Genomic DNA, 17,509 nt, shown 5'->3' with positions numbered 1-17,509 from the left:
TATCACCTCCCCTTGAAACACCTCTTGTTTATATCCATAGCAACCAACTCCTGCTGATGAAAATAAAGAAATATAGGTAAGAGTATTATTTATCATTTATCTTAACTCCATTTTTATATTCAATAATATCTCCAATATCACATTGAAAATACTCACAAATCTTTCCTAATGTTTCCAAACTTACATTTTCATCTCTTCCCATCTTGGCTATTGTCTTAGGAGTTGTTGCTATTGCACATTGTAAGTCTGTTTTTTTCATATTTTTATCTATTAATAACTTCCATAATTTATTATATGAAAATCCCATATCATTCTCCAATTCTATATTTTACCTTTCTATATGTATAGATTAACTACCTAATTATAGCATATAACACAGATTCCTTTCAATTGTACGGTTCACTGCGTTAAATCAAATAAAAAATAAAGACAGTCCGAAGGCTGCCGATATTTACCACTCTTCACCTTTGCTATGGTCTATCTTACTTGACTTAGCTTTATCATCCGTCTTAAAGCTTTTTATTTGCCCTAATATGGACTTTTTATCTTTTCTTGACTTTTTTTACTTGTTCTTTTGCTTTTAAGAGCTTAGAAGACAAAATATGAACATTCCTATGTATTTATAAGGTTCTCAATTATTGTTTTACTTTTCCCAAAATTTCACAGTATCTCCTTGTTTTAAATATTCTAAATCTTTTCTCCTATCTATAATTTGCCAGACAGTGTCTGTTAAATTACATCTCGTTAATTCTATTTGATAAAATTATAACTACATCAACAACTTTATCAAACTTCAGATCTCCAATGTACTTATTTTCACTAAGATATACTTCCCACAAGGATCTTAGGTATGAATCTTCTTTTATGTCCTCGATTATTTCCTCATAGTCTTTCATTATCTCCTGACTTCCTCTTTTCTTTTAGGCTCTTTCTATTGCTTTTTTTAAAGTTTCATAGTTTATCTCATCTTTTTTTAGTTTGTAGAGGGTGTATAGGGCGTAAAAGTCTCTCATTCGTGTCGTTGCTATATTTCTTCTACAACTTCATATTATATTAGCCAATATCCCATCATTGATTTCCTGAAATCAAAAAAGCACCTATCATTTTGTAAAATAGGTGCCAAAATTTATTTTTTAACTTTTAACTTCTTAATAACCAATAATCCAATTACAACCGTTAACCAATAACAAACCTCACATAGAAATAATATTAATAATATTTCTTTTGTATGAGTCTTATTTATATCATATTTCAAAAAATAAGAAACACCAAAAATAAAAAGCCCAAATATGTTATACAGAAAGGCTTTTAAGAACGTATTTTTCTTCTCTGCCAGACTTCTTATCTTGCCCTTTATACTCTCGATATTAATCACGATAATACCTCCATGTATTTTCTAATTTCATTTTCTATTTTAAATAATTTACTGTATTTTATGAGTCGTCTTAGATTTTTATTTTCTGATTTAAAGTATCTTTTTATGGCTTCTGTAAAAATTTGCTTATCTATTTTTTCTCTGTCGATTATGATATCGCAAATTGTTCGATCTATATCGTAAACTGGAATTAGGTTGCCTTGTGGTGATTTTATTTCTGCCTTTCCTATTTCGTATAAGTCTTTTTTTACATAGTGAACTTGCAGATCTTCATATCTTTTCTTGATATGACTTGCATTGTAGCCTTGGGGTACAGATATATGAAATACATTTGGAGTCCTATCGGATAGGTCGTGGAGGTATAGGGCTGTTTGGTGGGAAAATATAATTCGGTTACTATTGGATGATATTAGAACAAAATCATCTATTACTTTTCCTTTTAATTGATATAGTCCTGGTCTTAATCTTTCTAATTGTCCGATTTTGGTTAATTCTGATAAATTATGCCTAGTATATCCAAGTTCTTCTGCTTCTTTGTTAGTTATTACTAAATTTTCTTGTATATATTCTTTAAGTGTATTCATAATCCGCCTCCTCTCGTTTACGCTTTTATTATATGTTATAAAAGCGAATATGTAAAGTTGACTTATGGATATTTTATTATATTGAAAAGGATGTAACGAATCCTTACTCCCTTCAATAAAAAAAGAGCAGCCTTTTAAGCTACTCTTGTAGAAAGTACAAAATGAGTTAATTATATTTTTTGTGTTTCCTCATACTAGTCTCAAAACTACTCTCACGTCCATGTAGTTTTTTTGAGTCTTTTTTGACGTATCCTTCTTCATCTTTATCGAAGACAAAATGCTTATAAAACTGCTTAAAATGCAAGATTTCTAAATTTACATCTTTTGTATCAACGCTATAGCTTCAACTTGTTCATCATTGTCCAAACTTATATTCAAGTCATCGTCTATAATTGGGAGCTTGAAAGTAATTGATTTTAGCCATTGTCCGTTAGGTTGTTTTTCTTCATAAACTTGAATTTCAGAAATCAAAGCTGTAATTAACTGCCTACGCTCTACATCATTCATGACTTTATAGAGTTTATCAAAATAGATCAGAACCTTATATATGTTATCTCCTGTGAGTTTTTCAGCTTCAATAGTCTGTTTCTTTGCTTTCGCATCAATTAGTGATGATTCTAATTCATCTATTTTGTCATACATACGATATAGTCTATCATCTAAATCCTGTTTCCTTCTCTTATAATGCTTATCTTCAACATCTAAATTATCTATTTCCTCAATTAGCTTAAACTTTGTAGAATGACTCTTCCTCAATTCCTTTTGGTAATTATCTATTTCTTTTTCTATTTCAGAGGTATCCACCTTCATGTTGATTTTTTCTTGCATCATAGAAGCAAATTTCGGATTACTTACAATCTTCACAATCACCTCTGCAACAGCATCATCTAACAATTCTTCTCTAATTTGCTTACGGAATGTACACTTATGACCTCTTATCATCTGCCTATGTTTACAACCATAGTAATAAAAATCTTTATACTTTGTGCCATCTTTCTTTTTCTTGGTACACTTGTTTCCAAACATTCCCGCTCCACATATAGGGCATTTTACAATTCCAGAAAGCAAGTGCGTGCGTGTATCCTTTCCTTTATTCACATGTTCATATTTCTTTGCTTGAGATTTTAGCTTAACCTGAGCAGCTTGCCAAACTTCATCGGAAACTATAGCTTCATGTATCCCTTCAGATATTAGATACTCATCTTGTTCAACCTGCTTATATTCATTTCTTGTACCATGAACTTTTTCTAAAGTTCTTCTTCCAAATGCTATTTTCCCATTATATACGGGATTCTTTAATATCTTTCTTATAAGACCTGCATCAAACAAAGGATTCTTACCATTCTGTCTTGGGATTTTTCTAATTCCATGATTCTCTAAGTATTTAGATATCCCATTGGCTCCTATCGTAGTATTTACATACTGGTCGAAAATCGTTCTTATGGCAACTGCCTCTTCCTCATTTATAAACAGCTTGCCATCTTCAAGTTTATATCCATACGGAGCAAAGCCACCATTCCATTTTCCTTCCCTTGCTTTTTGAATGCGACCTTCCATTGTTTGAATACGGATGTTTTCTCTTTCTATTTCAGCCACAGCTGATAAAACAGAAATCATTAGTTTCCCTGCATCTTTAGATGAATCAATGCCATCTTCAACACAGATAAGATTAACTCCATAATCCTGCATTATCTGAAGTGTAGAAAGAACATCAGCGGCATTTCTTGCAAATCTTGATAACTTAAACACAAGAACAAAAGACACTCCATCTTTTCCAGATTTTATATCTTCCATCATTCGATTGAACTGTTTTCTACCTTCAATAGACTTGCCAGACTTTCCGGCATCTTCATACTCTCCGACAATTTCGTAATCGTTGTAAATAGCAAAAGCTTTCATTCGTGATTTTTGTGCCTCTAACGAATACCCCTCTATCTGTATTGACGTAGATACTCGTGTATAGAGGTATACTTTTATTTTTTCTTTTAACATAGCATTAACCTCAATATAATTTTTCTATATCATATATAATTTTTTGAATTTAAGTTTGGACTATCATTTCAAGTATATTATAACACTTTTATTAGTCCGTCTCAATTTGTGTTTTTGCCATGTCAAAACTATTTTTCATCTCTTGATTTTTTGCTGGCGTTGGATCGGGCAGATTATCTAAATCTAAAACACCAGCATATTTTGCAATCAGATTTGCTATTAAATCAGCCAATCCATTCCAGTCATTGTCCAATATATACCTCCTCTCTCTAAAGTTTTATATCTAATAATTATTTGTTTAATTAAGTTTTACGACATTGACAAGTGCTTTGGATTAGCAACATAGGAATCTCACCTCCGCCTCTATTCCGGATGAGCCGGCTTCAACCTTAGAAGTATCATTATCCTCATTTTCTTCATAGCGGATAGGGTATCCCTCCCTATATTCAAACTCTTACTTATCGCTCACTTTCTTATTCCCTTGCTTTTAGCTTAGCAGTACTTGTTTTGCCGAATTATTCAGCAGAAAGATCTTGGCGGCTAGGTTATTACGCTCCAAAAATAATTAACGTCTTGTCTTGGTCTATTCAATTGTTAAGGTTCAAAATTTATCGAGAGTTATTAATATTTTTTAAAATTTAACCATCAGAAAATACTTATCTTGATGAAACAAAATTCTATAAATTACTCTCTTATACTTAACAGTGAAAAGAAGCCTTTCTTGGTAACCAATTTTGAATAGAATTTGCTTATGTAAAAAGGTCCAATTCCCACTGCATAAGTAGCAGTGAAAATTAGACCCTCTTAGTAACTGTCATCTAAAAGTCTTCTAGAATTTCTTTAATTTTCTAATCACCTTTTAAGTGTCATATTTACATTTTTATTATCTCTGGCATACTTTTATACCTTTTTAGACTTAAAGTCTTTAATAATGCCTTTCCACCTCTTTTTATCTATAAAGATTCTCCTACATCATAGTTCATTTTTTTATTTAAACTTTTCTGTGTTAGTTTTTCTTTATCTTCTTCATACCACTTTAAGATTGTCACATAGTGGTTTTGATAGGTCTTACCACTGCTTTCCATGTATCTGGATAGTTTATTTATCATTATTTCTGTGTGTGAGTTTAATTTTTCTTTAAGTTTTTTATATTCTTCTTTGCTTAACCTTACATTTTTGTATTCTCCATAAAAGATGGGGGTGGACTTTTTATCTATCTCTCCCTCTCTCTCTTTATCTATCTCTATATCTTTCTCTATCTCTATCTCTTGTCGGACATGGGTTGGACTCATTAAGGACAATGTCCTCTGTTTATTTTGTCTGTATCTTCTTTTTTTTCTCTGCCCATGCTGTTTCTGATCCGATTAAGTTTGGTATTTCAGTTAGGTAGTATTCATCATTTTCTGTTACAACTTCTAATAAGCCTTGATTGATTAAATAATTAACTGTGACCATTACATCATCGTCTGTTTCATCTATGGTTAGTGCTAACTCTTTTATAAAATCACTTTCTACTCCGTCATAATATAGTTTGCCCTCATCTTTTAGACTTAGTAATAAAAGTTTAAGGTAGATTATCGTGTAGGTATCTCCTCCCGATATTTTCCTTAATCTTTTTATCCTTTTGTCTGTGAAAAATTCTTCTTTTAGTTTTATCCAATAATATCTTTTGTTTGTTGCCATATCTGCTCCTTTCTTGATTTTCGATAATCGAAATTCTTGATTTCCGATTTTCGGAAGTCTTGTTATTGTGGTTATTTAAGGGTGTAACTTTTTCGTTACTCCCTTAGATTTCTCTGGTCATATCTTTTTTGCTTGGTTTTACTTTTCTTTTGACTTTTTCTTTTGTCTTATCCTTGTTCTTGGATAGGTCTTTGTATTTCTTTATTTGCTTTAGGATACTTTCTTTTTCTTTTTTATTTTCTTTGGCTATGACTTGTTTAAAGGCATATTCCATTACTTTTATGTCTTTGGCTTGGAAGAATATTTCATAGTTTTTGCTTTCTTTGTTTTTCATTACTGAGAAACTTACTCCAAGTTTGTTTAGTTCTTTTTTTAAGTCTTTGAGGTCGCTTTGATCTATGCTTATATTTTCTAGTTGTCCTTTTTTGTAGAGGTCTTTTATTTTTATTTCATCTCCCATAAGACTCTTGAGGTTGCCATTTGCTTTTTCTAAGGTATCAGTCATCTTTTTTCTTATTTCTTTGTCTAAGTTGATTGATTCTTTTGCTGCCTTTATTGTGTATGTTATGATGGTTTGTGCTGCTTGACCTGCTTCTTTGCTTATTTCTTCGTTTATCATGTTTTATCTCCTTTGTTTGAATTAAAAAAAGGGAAGTATAGGATTTAATTTTTCTATACTTCCCTTTGCTTATTTTTATTTTATTGTTGTTGATGGTGGAATGCTTTATTTTGATATTTTTATATCTTCTTTGCTAAAGATACATGGATAAGTGTATTCTATTTCCCTTGGTGTTATTGAATCTCCTGTTATTAGTTCAAGTTTCATAGGACTTTTACTTATTCCTATTTTTACTAATAGCAATCAAAAAAGCACCTACCATTTTGATAGATGCCGTTAAACAAATTTAAATTATTCTTTTACTATAGGAACCCATAATTCCATTTTATAATCTTCTGAATTAGGATCTCCATCTCCATATACTTCAAAATCGGGGCTTTCATCATGTCTATATCCTTCTTTTGGGAAGAAATATGAAATAATATACTTCCATCCTTCGTGAATACACTTTGGTATAGGACCTTCTAAGCTTACAATAGCATACTCTTTTTCAGGAATGCTGAGTATATCTAAACCTAATTCCTCAGCTTTTACCTCATCCGTCAAATCAAAACCAGCTAAGTATATAAATGAATCTTCTTCATCCATTATATAGTCATATCCTACGCCAAAGATTTGACCATTACCTAACTCTTCAAATTTTTCTCTTGGTAATTTTTCAAGCAGTCTATCCCAAACTTTTGGGAAATTTGAACTTTTAGTTACATCTGATTTAATACCAGCTACTTTAAACGCTTTCTTTTTCTCAATCTTAATATCCATTTGATTTCCTCCTTGAACTGAAATTGAAAAGTAGATTCTTGGGAAATATTGATACTTTTGTCCTCTTTTTACTTGTCCTGGAGTTAGCTTATGAAAATTTTTAAAAGCTAAGGCAAAAGAATCTTGAGAATTATAACCATATTTTATTGCGATGTCTATAATTCTTTTATCTGAGTTTTTTAAATCATTTGCAGCATTTGTCATCTTTCTTAACCTTATATATTCAGATAATGAATATCCTGATATGATTGAAAATATTCTTGAAAACATTGGAAATGAATATCCTGTTATCCGTGTTATTTCTTTTTCATCAAGTTCATCAGTTAAGTTATCTTCAATATAGTCTATTGCTAAGTTAAAAGATTTCATTATATCCATATTTCCACCACCTTTCATTTAAATTGTACAAGGATTTATTAAATTATACCCGATAATGCTAATACAAATATTATAGCATCACATGTTTATACTATTTTTCTTCTCTGCCAGACCTCTTATCTTGCTCTTTATGCTCTCGATATTAATCACAATAATACATCCACGTATTTTCTAAACTCATCTTCTATTTTATATAGTCTACTATATTGTATCATTAATCTTTTTTCTTATTTCTTTTTCAAGATTGATTGATTCTTTTGCTGCCTTTATTGTGTATGTTATTATGGTTTGTGCTGCTTGACCTGCTTCTTTGCTTATTTCTTCGTTTATCAATGTTTATCTCCTTTGTTTGAATTAAAAAAAGGGAAGTATAGGCTTTAATTTTTCTATACTTCCCTTTGCTTGTTTTTATTTTATTGTTCTTGGTGGTGGAATGCTTTATTTTGATGTTTATATAGCTTACTTAGGTCTTTGTACCTTTTATTGTTTTTCTGCTCTTATTTTGCTTTTCCACCTTTAGTAGTTTATGTGTGTTCTTTTATCTGATAGATAGTTTTTCATGTTGGAATATATAATCTGTATTTCTTCATTGTTCATTGATTTTATTTCTTCTGTGCTTTTATATGTTTTGTATGTTCCATCTTGATCTGCTTTTATGAGTTCATCTATTAGCTCTTGCCTTTTATTCATCTTATTACCTCCTAGAACGGTCTTTATTTTCTTGGTCATATTATAGCTTGGATAAGATATTTTTACCAGGTCTTATCTTTCTTGATTTTTGTAATAGTCTTTAGTCATTTGTCTTTTTTTATTAAAACTATCACTATCTTGCTTGTACTCTTTTATCTTTTCTATGATACTTTCTTTTTCTCCTCTCTTAATCGCCTTGTCAATTTCTATTGATAGGTCAATATCATATTCTTTATTGACTACTTCTACTGCATATTTAATATGATTTATTTCCTTGTATCTTTCCCTTATCTTTTCTGACTCTGTATTTAATTTACTGATTTCATCTTCTAAGTTTTTAATTTCTCCCAACCATTCTTTTTCTCTTAAATTTTTCTTTCCACTGATTTTTTCAATTAAGTTTCTTGCCCTTATATGTTGGTCTATTTCCTTTTGATTATTCTTGTAGAAGCTTTCTTTGAATATTTTCTTGCTTTCATAGTCTTGGTAGGTTGCTTTTGTTTTTCTTACAGTCTTTGCATAGGCTAAGCACTTGTTAAGGTCTTCTATCTTTTGACTGTTTTCTTTTATGGTCTTATATATTTCAGAGTTTTTACTTCTTAGGGTATTTATATGTCCTTGTAGGTCTGATATGGTTTTTATTTTGTTTTCTCTTAGATAATTTATTCCACTTGCATATCTTTTTAGATCATAGATTGCCTTGTTTCTTTTCCCATAAAATGATAATTCAGCTCTATTATTTTCTTGCATCTCTTGATAGAAGCTTAAATATTCATAGAGGTTAAAGAGTCCTGATTCATTTTCGATTTGCTTTTTACTTTGGTCTTTATATTCCCTATATGATTCTTTTAGCTTATCTTTGAAGCCTGCTAACCAAGATGTTATTTTCTTTATTTCATTGCCTATGTTTTTTAATAGTTCATTCTGTTTTTTTATTTCTCGATTTATATCACCTTTTTCTGTTCTTATTCCTTTTCTTTCCATTGCACTGGCACTTGCTCCTAGATGTATTGTAGGTATTTGCTTTATGCCTTGTCTTTTAAAACTCCTATGGTCTACTCTTTTTTCTATTTTATTTTTTGCTAGATATTCGTTGCAAAGGTCTGAAAAATTTTCTCTCCATTTTTCTACATTGCCTTTATCGTTCCAGGTTGTTAGTTCTACTTTTCTTGTCTTAGGTTTTCCATTTTTGTTTAAAATCTTTTCTCCTTTTTCATCTAGGATATATTCTTTTTTACTTTTTTGCCCCCATGTTCCATCTTCATTTATTGGTCTTACTATGGTCATTATATGAGCATGAATGTTTTGATTTCCCTCTCTACTTTCATCATGAATTGCTAGGTCTACTATCATTCCCTCTTTTACAAAATTGTTTTGAACATATTCTTCTATCATCTTTTTATTTTCTTCTATGCTTAATTCTTTGGGTAATGATATGATAAAGTTTCTTGCAAGTTGGGCATTAGAGTTTTTCTCAAATAGTTCTACCGAGTTCCACAAGGTTTTTCTGTCTTTATATTCTTTTGGTGCGTGATCTGGTAAATATATTTCTTTGCTAATTACTCCTTGTTTCTTGGTATAGTCATGGGTTACTCCGTCCCATTCATTTTTTATTTTTTCCCCACTTATATATGCTGCACTTGCTACTGCACTTTTTCCTTTTCCTCTTGATATTATGTTTACTGAAAAATGAAAACTGTCTGCCATTTTTATCACTTCCTTTCTTTTTTTGTTGTTTTAGGTGGAGGCTTAATAGATTTTTATATCCCCTTTGTGAATGAGCGTTTTGAAATGATAGAATTAAAAAAGCCGACTACTGAATTAATTTTTGTTGTTTCAGTATGTCGGCTTAATTGTTACTTTCATTTCAAATTTTAAAAGTCAAGGGCGAGCCTTAGCGAGTTTATTTACCCTTGACTTTTAAAAAGCGAATGGTTGTTGCTCCCTTGCAAGGGTTTGGCTCTAAAGACACGCAAGCACCCTTTAGGGTGTATAATTGCGCCCTTAGAAAATCTAAGGGAGATTTGATTATTTTATTTCATTAATTTTCTCTCATTATTTTTAGTGTTTCTTTAAATTCTTTTGTATTTGTTACTTCTTCTAGTAGGATTTTTATTTCTTCATCTGTTAGTTCTTCTGCATTTTCTATAAGGCTTTCTAAGATTGCTCCTCTTGTTATCAGCCTATGAGTTCTTTCTTTTCTTTTTTTTACTATGTCTTGTTTTAATATCTTTTGTTCTTGATTTTTTAGTTGCCTTAATCTTTCTTCTGTATCGTCTATTTTATCTTTTATTTCCTTTGATTCTTGTCTTATTTGCTCTAAATTTTTCATACTTATCCCTTTCTTGTATTAAAAAAGAGATAACATTTCTGCTATCCCTTTCAAAGTTTCATTATTAAAAATATTATATTACCATCTCCTAAAATCAGATATACAAAAAGTGCCTAAAATCATAGGCACTTTAAGAAAATTTTACTCAATATTTTTATTCATAAATGAATAATTTATCTACAGTGATCTCAAGAGCTGTTGCTAATTTAAAAGCAAGTTCAAGAGTTGAATCATACTTATTATTTTCAATAGCATTAACAGTTTGTCTAGTGACTCCGCATATATCTGCTAATTCTTGTTGCAACAATCCTTTATCGGTTCTAAATTCTTTAATGTGATTTTTCATTTGTCTTACCTATATTTTCTCATGTTAATTAGGTAGGAAATATTAAAGGCTATTGATATTATACCGACATAAATTATCGGATTATCTTCAAATCCTATACTAGAATTTTGCTCAAAGAAATGTTCCAAATTATGTTTAAAATTAGGAATATTATCCCTACCACTAATGCAGTTAATCCAGATTTTCTTACAACATATCCCTTTCTTTCATCTCCTTTTTTAATTAATGTCACTATCATAATTAAGGTACATACTAGTTAAGTAACCAGAAACAACCATAGTAAACCTATGCCAAACATTTGATGTGATTCAATAAATTTTATAAGATTCATATTGACCTCCTTATGTCAAATACTTTTGACATCAAATAATGATATTAAGTTCATATAACTAGAAGTCATTTATCATCATAGGCAGATTCACTTTTATCCTTTCTTGTAATAAAAAAGAGATAACATTTTCTGCTATCTCTAATAATTAGTTTAAAAAGCTAGTAGCTTTATATTCGCCTTGTTCTATACTTAGTTCAACGGCTTCAGCTACTTTTTCTAAAGTATTCAAACTATCATTTCTTAACCTTGTACTTTCTTTCAGAATTTTACTAGTATTATATCGTTTTATTTTAATTAATCTTTATTTATAAGATTCTACATATAAACTTCTAATTTACTTAAGTTATTAAGCTATCACTTAATTAATTTTTACGCTATCTCTAGATTGTAATTTTCATTTATTTCTACAACTACTATAGTTCTAATAACACAATTATTTTGAAATTACTTTTTCATAACTTTGAAAAAGTATCCCTAGAATATTGTGTTCAATTTATTTTGGGTATTTCTATTTCTTTATAGTTTCCTAAAATAAGTAGCAAAAAGGCAACCAGAATTGTTATTTTCTAGTCGCCTTTGTGACAAAAATTCTCCTAATAAGATACTACAATTTTCAATAGATAGTCCTCTTTTTTATCCTTAAATAACTTATCCACTTCATCTACATTTGCCCACTTTAGTAAAATTTCTGAAGTTTCTTCTCTTGCAACATTAAGCACAAATTTTTGTACAGCTGGAGATGGGCCTTCAAGCATATTTTCGTTTTTAATAGGAAAATCAATCATACTGTAAGAAACTAAATTCAAATTTTCTTTTTCATCAAGGCTCCAATAATTAATAGGAAGACGTTGAGGAAGAACAATCTCAACAATATCGCTATCTTGATCCATTTTAACTTCTATTTCAGAACCCATATGTGATTCTCCTACAAGATCTATAGGATAAGCTTTGTTGTTTATCATTACCACATTGTTTTGTGGATATCCCTTATCATCGACAGGAAATTCTATATCTCCTTTCTTTTCTGATACTGACTCTTTACCACAGCTTGCTAGTAAAAACATAACCGGAATCATAAAAGCACAAAGCAATATAGCTAAAACCTTCTTGTATATTGCCATGCATTGTCTCCTCCACCTAATTTATAAGTGAAATTACCATAAGAATTTAACCTTACACTCTTATGAACACCGCCATTAGGCTCTAATAATATCAGTATTCTACCATTGTTTCCATCAGGTGAACCAACCCAATCTTCATATCCAATTAACCCAACTGAGTGTCTTTTCAATCCTATTGTACTTTTCCAACCACTGTCGCATACACATCCTGCTCTTCTAAGTACAGGTGTTCCTGTTGAATCATTAATAATCTTCATTGTTTTTTTCCTCCTTTGTTGAGTTAATTTATATTCCCAATAATCAGTTATATTTACAATATTCGCTTGCTACTATGCTCAATATATGCATATAGGATCCCTAATTGGCACTGCAACAAGCTACATACCACTTTTTAGCTGATTATTTAGAAACTTAGTTTTGACAACATTTGCTAAATGTTGAATAAATAAATGGAATCGTTATTATTACAATAATCGAATACATCACTATTATCATAGGTATCTGCATAACTACATTCCCTAAAAATTGATACAATAAAGGTATCTTAATACAGTTATATACATTTATTAACTGATCCGGTGTTATGTTGAAAAAGCCATCAAACGGTAATACTCTACCAATAAATGGAGAGACCACAAATAATATCATAGGAACGCATAAGCTTATAAGTGGTGAATGTGTTTTAGCTGATACAAGCATTGTCAACACGCTTGAAAGCAAACTCCCTACATAACCCGCAAGCATAATAACAAAATATCTTTCTAAAAATGTATAGTTGTACATGCAATAACTATATTCAATTTGAATTGGTGAATTAGCTCCACTTACACCCATAAATGCAAAGGATATAATTGAAAGAATAAGCATTGCTCCCCAATAAATAATTGTAGCCATAAACAATCCTGTTACTATCTTAGTCTTAGTCCCCCTGCTTCTACCTAATTTTGTACTAAAGAATACAGACTCTGCTTTCAGTTTGAAATCTTCAGAAAATATTCCAGATGTAATAAATGATATAGATATAATCAATATTATTGCATATGTTGTTGCATATAGCCCCATAGTAATCCATGAATCTGCAGGTGCGTAATCAAATGGAGTAACAAGCTTTGAATATTGTTTCTTCAAAAACTCTATTTTCTCCTCTGTAGTTCCATATTCGTCGATTAAGTGAACAATGTTATCATCTCTTATAGCATACATATTTCTTGCCATATCTGAATCTAATGTATCAAATCTTGTATAGTCTATATCGCCTCCATAAGATATAGTGCTAACCATAAAATCTTTTATATCCATATATTTTTGCATATTATTAGCATATATGTTTTCTGGGATTTTGTTTCCATATTCACATTTAATTTGCTTATCTGTATTTACTATATCTTCAAAAATATCAGAGTTTAACTTCCCTGCATATTCAGCTTTAGCTTCAGTTAATTGCCTTGCAGCAAATAATCCATTATGTGTATTTCCATCCTTGTCAACATAGCTTACACTCCAAACAGCAAATATGCTTAAAACGACTGCTATGACCAATAAAAATAGTAATACAAGCCTATTTATACGATTACTAAATACTATATTAATTTCATGTCTAATCATATTTATTTCCACCTTCTATCCCAAAGTAATAGAAAAACAAATCTTCAAGTGTGGCATCAACACGCCTAGCATTTTCATTAGGCTTATTTTCTGATAAAATTCTTAGTTCAGTATATTTCCCATTATTATTTATTGCACTGATAGAACTTTTAAATCTACTGATAAATTCTTCTGCTTCATCAGTATTTAAACAATACAGCCAAACCTTACAAGGAATGTTTGAACACAATTCTTCAACTGTACCTTCTTTTATAATTTTCCCTTCCTTCATGACAAATACTTTTTTGGCAATAGCTTCTATATCGGAAACAATATGTGTAGATAAAAGTACGATCTTACCTTTTGCAAGTTCACCTAATAAATTTCTACATTTTATTCTCTCAATTGGATCAAGTCCAGCCGTAGGTTCATCAAGTATAAGTATTTTAGGATCATTTAATAATGCTTGAGCAATACCTACACGCCTCTTCATTCCTCCGGATAGTTCTTTCATTTTTTTAAGCGAATGTTCCTTCATTCCCGTTGTTTCTAGTAAAATATCAATACGTCTTTCTGCCGCTTTATTTTTTAATCCTTTTAACGAAGCAATATAGGAAAGATACTTTTTTACGCTAAGATTAGGATAAAATCCAAATTCTTGTGGAAGATATCCTATAATATCCCTATATTGAGCATCCATCTTAAATATATCCATACCATCATAACATATAGAACCTTCTGTAGGCTTCAAAACGGTACATAGTATTCTCATAAGTGTAGTCTTGCCTGCACCATTTGAACCAAGTAATCCATATAGACCTTCTTCCATTTCAATCGAAACATTGTCAACAGCCTTCATATTTCCAAAACTTTTTTTTACTTTATTCAAAACCAAATTCATTGATTTTCACCTCCAAGTGACTAATGTTGTTGTGTAAGGCTTTCTTAATATAATAAATTGTTAATAAAATACTTGTACTAAACATCACCACCCAAACAAAAGGAGTTATTTTTAAATAGATATACTCGTTTAATACAATCATCATCCAAACCATATTTACAGCAATACATATAATCATTGTTATAAGTTGGTTAAAATATTTTCTTCCAGAAAATGCCTTCATACAAATCATTGAAGCAATCATAATTGGAAATATAAATTGCTTTAAAATATCTTCAAACATGATTTCTTGCATCTGCACAGCATAAATACAAAACAGTGTCAAAATAGTAGTGTCAATAAAACCAAAAGCTATAAGTTTAGCTGCATATATTTTTTGTAAATTGAAAATTGAAGTTTCCTCAATCTCTATAGATTTATTCTCAATATTCCTCCATAACTCAGGAATTACGAGTATAACAAACAATGAGGCTATTATGCTTAACCCTCTTTGTACATAAGCTTCACCATCCGAAATAGATAACCATTTTGCTGCAATAAAAAGCAAAAATGTTTGTGCAAGCCACCACTCTTTTTTCATGATTCGGACTTGTATAATAATAAATTCAATAAATCCAATTCTACTTTCGTTATCTTTGCTATTGATCAATTCTCTAGCTTTGAGAACTAAACTATCTATTGCTTCCTTAGACGGTTTCTGCTTATTTTGTTTATTCACATTTTTGAGAAATTTTTCTAGTCTATCTTCAGAAAAATTCATCTGTTTCATATTTCACCTCCTATATACTTTTTTATCATTTCTTTACCTTTCTTCAATCTGTATTTTACAAGTTCTAATGAAATACCGCATATATCAGCAATTTCTCGCTGTTTCATATCAAGAAAATAATACATGATTATAACCTCTCTAATATCTGATGGTAATTTTTCAACCGTTTGCCTAACATATAAAGATTCTATTGTTCTTTCCGATTCAATAGAACTTGATGATACCTCATAGGCAATACATTCAATTGAAATATCTTTATTACTTTCTTTTTTTCTCTCATCAATACATTTATTGCGAGCAATCGTATATAAATAATTTAAAAGTTTACCCCTATGTTTATATTGATCAATTTTCTTTAAAAAAATCAAAAATACCTCTTGTGTTAAATCTTCGGCTGTATGTATATTCTCGGAATGATACTTGCAGTAGTCAAAGATTTTCATATAATATTTTCGAATTATTATTTCTGCAGCCTTATCATCACCATTTCTAATGCGACAGATAAGAAAAAAATCTACGCTCATATCTAACAATTCTCCTACCTCTAAAATAGCCTTATATAATATATAACGATTGTAATACAAAAAAAGATAGTTTTTTATATCTTGAAAAATTTTTACTTTATTTTACTATTTCTCATAAAGTGCTGTTATCATCTCATAATTCCTCATTTTTGCCTCATTATCTTAATTTCTCAAATAAAAAAGAATTAAGAAGTACATATTTCACTAAAATAGTGATTAAGTGTTTTCATTAATTCTATTACTCCTAATACAATTATATAATATATACCCTATTGAGAGCCATGATTGTACCCAAGTAACCAAGCGACAATTATGTTATTTCATCATTAGATAATTTTTCTACTTGATCTTCTGTCCTTAAACTCATTTTCTATTCCTGTCACTAAAATTATCTTCAAAACTAATAATATCATTAGGAGTGCAAGATAGAGCCTTACATATTCTTCCTAAATTTTTAAATATAATTGGTTTATCCTAGCCATTTTAACCTCCTAATTTTGAGTATAAAAAAAGGCGATAGAGTTTTTAATTTCTATCGTCTTGTATCTTTAGTATTTAGTTTTATTTAGCTCGACAAACTGGAATTTGTCGCTTATTTCCATTCTTGGCTAAGGATTCGCATCATTATAAAATCGCTGTACTCATCGTTATAATAATATGCCTCTTCTAAAATACCTTCCTGCTTGAAACCGATTTTCTTGTAGAATTCCAGTGCATCTGTATTCAACCCTACCACGCCGATCGAGACACGATGCATCTCATACTCATGAAATGCCATGTCCAGCATGATGCGGATTGCTTCCGAACCATATCCTTTATGCTGCATTGCAGGGTCTGGAATAATAATCGTCAGATCGGTTTGGTGCCACGCGGGAAACATACGGAGCAAACCGGTCTCGCCAATAATATTACCGTCAAGATCAGTAATCGTAAACCAAACCGAGTCTTCCGATTTGTGGCTGACGTTAATAGTTCTTTTCTCCTCTTCTTCATCGGTTGTCTTCTCAAATCCGCATTGAAACATAACCTGCGGCTGATTAAACCAATAGGCGAAAAACGGAGCGTCTTCTTCTCTTTGCCTGCGCAGTATAATTTTTTTTCCTCTTATTTCTTCATGCTTCATATGGCCTTGCAGTCCTCTCTTTTATCCCGATAAATTCTAATTTATCTAATTCTATTATATCAAATAGTCTACTATTATTAAATAATCCCTCGCCCGTGTAGACTCTTACAGTAAATATTACAATCTTGTTATCACTGTATTACCATTTATCTTAGTTTTACCCTTTCGTGTAATATACTTTTCAATATCAAAACCATTTCTCTCATCATAATCTTCCAGCAACTTGTAATTCTTATGCTTTGTAATATCGAATTTATAAGATAAGAAAGATCTTACTCCACAAACAAGTTCAAGCACCTCCATATCTTTATTCAAATGAGGACGAATGTATTCGCAAACTCTATCATATACTCCTTTGTTTTTTTCATGCAAGGAGCATATAGCTTAGCAAATTT

The 17,509-nt window shown here is 30.4% G+C and carries 19 protein-coding genes and 4 pseudogenes; all 23 read right to left on the bottom strand.

Annotation, left to right across the window (positions count from 1 at the left end):
* Positions 1–85: 85 nt before the first annotated feature.
* Complete coding sequence (locus VLK81_RS04240) at positions 86–307, bottom strand: helix-turn-helix domain-containing protein (protein WP_070606340.1); 222 nt, start codon at positions 305–307, stop codon at positions 86–88.
* A gap of 427 nt (positions 308–734) precedes the next feature.
* Positions 735–1,037, bottom strand: a pseudogene (locus tag VLK81_RS04235) (nucleotidyl transferase AbiEii/AbiGii toxin family protein); the annotation flags it as partial.
* A gap of 334 nt (positions 1,038–1,371) precedes the next feature.
* Positions 1,372–1,959 (bottom strand): type IV toxin-antitoxin system AbiEi family antitoxin domain-containing protein, encoded by a 588-nt coding sequence (locus VLK81_RS04230; protein ID WP_142961803.1) that lies wholly within the window; start codon positions 1,957–1,959, stop codon positions 1,372–1,374.
* Between the two features lie 315 nt (positions 1,960–2,274).
* Positions 2,275–3,951, bottom strand: coding sequence for a recombinase family protein (locus VLK81_RS04225; protein ID WP_324619447.1), 1,677 nt, complete (start codon positions 3,949–3,951; stop codon positions 2,275–2,277).
* Positions 3,952–4,042: 91 nt separating this feature from the next.
* The gene (locus tag VLK81_RS04220) at positions 4,043–4,204 is read right to left on the bottom strand and encodes a hypothetical protein (protein ID WP_142956343.1); all 162 of its coding nucleotides are present in this window, start codon (positions 4,202–4,204) and stop codon (positions 4,043–4,045) included.
* A 700-nt stretch (positions 4,205–4,904) separates the two neighbouring features.
* A pseudogene (locus VLK81_RS04215) lies at positions 4,905–5,634 on the bottom strand (phage replisome organizer N-terminal domain-containing protein).
* A 103-nt stretch (positions 5,635–5,737) separates the two neighbouring features.
* Positions 5,738–6,253, bottom strand: coding sequence for a PcfB family protein (locus VLK81_RS04210; protein ID WP_324619446.1), 516 nt, complete (start codon positions 6,251–6,253; stop codon positions 5,738–5,740).
* A gap of 114 nt (positions 6,254–6,367) precedes the next feature.
* A pseudogene (locus VLK81_RS04205) lies at positions 6,368–6,472 on the bottom strand (nucleotidyl transferase AbiEii/AbiGii toxin family protein); the annotation flags it as partial.
* Positions 6,473–6,544: 72 nt separating this feature from the next.
* A complete protein-coding gene (locus tag VLK81_RS04200; RefSeq protein ID WP_324619445.1) occupies positions 6,545–7,393 on the bottom strand; it encodes an AraC family transcriptional regulator in 849 nt (282 codons plus the stop codon).
* A 204-nt stretch (positions 7,394–7,597) separates the two neighbouring features.
* A pseudogene (locus VLK81_RS09770) lies at positions 7,598–7,726 on the bottom strand (PcfB family protein); the annotation flags it as partial.
* A gap of 183 nt (positions 7,727–7,909) precedes the next feature.
* Positions 7,910–8,083: a hypothetical protein gene (locus VLK81_RS04190; RefSeq protein WP_216549142.1), complete on the bottom strand. Its 174-nt coding sequence runs from the start codon at positions 8,081–8,083 to the stop codon at positions 7,910–7,912.
* Positions 8,084–8,155: 72 nt separating this feature from the next.
* A complete protein-coding gene (gene mobQ / locus VLK81_RS04185) occupies positions 8,156–9,790 on the bottom strand; it encodes a MobQ family relaxase (RefSeq protein ID WP_324619443.1) in 1,635 nt (544 codons plus the stop codon).
* Between the two features lie 334 nt (positions 9,791–10,124).
* Positions 10,125–10,415 carry a DUF3847 domain-containing protein gene (locus VLK81_RS04180; RefSeq protein WP_324619442.1) on the bottom strand — a complete coding sequence of 97 codons (291 nt, stop codon included), beginning with the start codon at positions 10,413–10,415 and terminating at the stop codon, positions 10,125–10,127.
* Positions 10,416–10,569: 154 nt separating this feature from the next.
* Positions 10,570–10,761: a helix-turn-helix transcriptional regulator gene (locus VLK81_RS04175; protein ID WP_324619440.1), complete on the bottom strand. Its 192-nt coding sequence runs from the start codon at positions 10,759–10,761 to the stop codon at positions 10,570–10,572.
* Positions 10,762–11,685: 924 nt separating this feature from the next.
* Positions 11,686–12,213, bottom strand: a complete 528-nt coding sequence (locus VLK81_RS04170; protein WP_324619439.1) for a hypothetical protein — start codon at positions 12,211–12,213, stop codon at positions 11,686–11,688.
* Positions 12,189–12,470 carry a hypothetical protein gene (locus VLK81_RS04165; RefSeq protein WP_324619438.1) on the bottom strand — a complete coding sequence of 94 codons (282 nt, stop codon included), beginning with the start codon at positions 12,468–12,470 and terminating at the stop codon, positions 12,189–12,191. Before VLK81_RS04165 ends, VLK81_RS04170 begins: the two co-directional genes overlap by 25 nt.
* A 154-nt stretch (positions 12,471–12,624) precedes the next feature.
* Positions 12,625–13,818 carry an ABC transporter gene (locus tag VLK81_RS04160; RefSeq protein ID WP_324619437.1) on the bottom strand — a complete coding sequence of 398 codons (1,194 nt, stop codon included), beginning with the start codon at positions 13,816–13,818 and terminating at the stop codon, positions 12,625–12,627.
* Positions 13,811–14,698, bottom strand: coding sequence for an ABC transporter ATP-binding protein (locus VLK81_RS04155; RefSeq protein WP_324619436.1), 888 nt, complete (start codon positions 14,696–14,698; stop codon positions 13,811–13,813). The genes VLK81_RS04160 and VLK81_RS04155 overlap by 8 nt, the downstream gene beginning before the upstream one ends.
* On the bottom strand, positions 14,679–15,467 hold the full coding sequence (locus tag VLK81_RS04150) for a hypothetical protein (protein WP_324619435.1): 789 nt from the start codon (positions 15,465–15,467) through the stop codon (positions 14,679–14,681). Before VLK81_RS04150 ends, VLK81_RS04155 begins: the two co-directional genes overlap by 20 nt.
* Positions 15,464–15,991 carry an RNA polymerase sigma factor gene (locus VLK81_RS04145; protein ID WP_324619434.1) on the bottom strand — a complete coding sequence of 176 codons (528 nt, stop codon included), beginning with the start codon at positions 15,989–15,991 and terminating at the stop codon, positions 15,464–15,466. Before VLK81_RS04145 ends, VLK81_RS04150 begins: the two co-directional genes overlap by 4 nt.
* A 363-nt stretch (positions 15,992–16,354) precedes the next feature.
* Entirely contained in the window at positions 16,355–16,453 is a 99-nt protein-coding gene (locus VLK81_RS04140; protein ID WP_456151807.1) for a helix-turn-helix domain-containing protein, read from the bottom strand.
* A gap of 130 nt (positions 16,454–16,583) precedes the next feature.
* A complete protein-coding gene (locus tag VLK81_RS04135; protein WP_324619432.1) occupies positions 16,584–17,114 on the bottom strand; it encodes a GNAT family N-acetyltransferase in 531 nt (176 codons plus the stop codon).
* A gap of 117 nt (positions 17,115–17,231) precedes the next feature.
* Positions 17,232–17,486, bottom strand: a complete 255-nt coding sequence (locus tag VLK81_RS09835; RefSeq protein WP_456151808.1) for a hypothetical protein — start codon at positions 17,484–17,486, stop codon at positions 17,232–17,234.
* Positions 17,487–17,509: the final 23 nt, after the last annotated feature.

The organism is Citroniella saccharovorans (assembly GCF_035481615.1).
Lineage (GTDB): Bacteria > Bacillota > Clostridia > Tissierellales > Peptoniphilaceae > Citroniella > Citroniella saccharovorans.
This window is presented reverse-complemented; position numbering and strand designations above follow the sequence as displayed.

Bases quoted from the DNA above. Each gene is read 5' to 3' on its own strand.
- VLK81_RS04240 (WP_070606340.1), bottom strand. From the start codon at position 307: ATGGGATTTTCATATAATAAATTATGGAAGTTATTAATAGATAAAAAT.
- VLK81_RS04230 (WP_142961803.1), bottom strand. From the start codon at position 1,959: ATGAATACACTTAAAGAATATATACAAGAAAATTTAGTAATAACTAAC.
- VLK81_RS04225 (WP_324619447.1), bottom strand. From the start codon at position 3,951: ATGTTAAAAGAAAAAATAAAAGTATACCTCTATACACGAGTATCTACG.
- VLK81_RS04210 (WP_324619446.1), bottom strand. From the start codon at position 6,253: ATGATAAACGAAGAAATAAGCAAAGAAGCAGGTCAAGCAGCACAAACC.
- VLK81_RS04200 (WP_324619445.1), bottom strand. From the start codon at position 7,393: ATGGATATAATGAAATCTTTTAACTTAGCAATAGACTATATTGAAGAT.
- VLK81_RS04190 (WP_216549142.1), bottom strand. From the start codon at position 8,083: ATGAATAAAAGGCAAGAGCTAATAGATGAACTCATAAAAGCAGATCAA.
- mobQ (WP_324619443.1), bottom strand. From the start codon at position 9,790: ATGGCAGACAGTTTTCATTTTTCAGTAAACATAATATCAAGAGGAAAA.
- VLK81_RS04180 (WP_324619442.1), bottom strand. From the start codon at position 10,415: ATGAAAAATTTAGAGCAAATAAGACAAGAATCAAAGGAAATAAAAGAT.
- VLK81_RS04175 (WP_324619440.1), bottom strand. From the start codon at position 10,761: ATGAAAAATCACATTAAAGAATTTAGAACCGATAAAGGATTGTTGCAA.
- VLK81_RS04170 (WP_324619439.1), bottom strand. From the start codon at position 12,213: ATGGCAATATACAAGAAGGTTTTAGCTATATTGCTTTGTGCTTTTATG.
- VLK81_RS04165 (WP_324619438.1), bottom strand. From the start codon at position 12,470: ATGAAGATTATTAATGATTCAACAGGAACACCTGTACTTAGAAGAGCA.
- VLK81_RS04160 (WP_324619437.1), bottom strand. From the start codon at position 13,818: ATGATTAGACATGAAATTAATATAGTATTTAGTAATCGTATAAATAGG.
- VLK81_RS04155 (WP_324619436.1), bottom strand. From the start codon at position 14,698: ATGAATTTGGTTTTGAATAAAGTAAAAAAAAGTTTTGGAAATATGAAG.
- VLK81_RS04150 (WP_324619435.1), bottom strand. From the start codon at position 15,467: ATGAAACAGATGAATTTTTCTGAAGATAGACTAGAAAAATTTCTCAAA.
- VLK81_RS04145 (WP_324619434.1), bottom strand. From the start codon at position 15,991: ATGAGCGTAGATTTTTTTCTTATCTGTCGCATTAGAAATGGTGATGAT.
- VLK81_RS04135 (WP_324619432.1), bottom strand. From the start codon at position 17,114: ATGAAGCATGAAGAAATAAGAGGAAAAAAAATTATACTGCGCAGGCAA.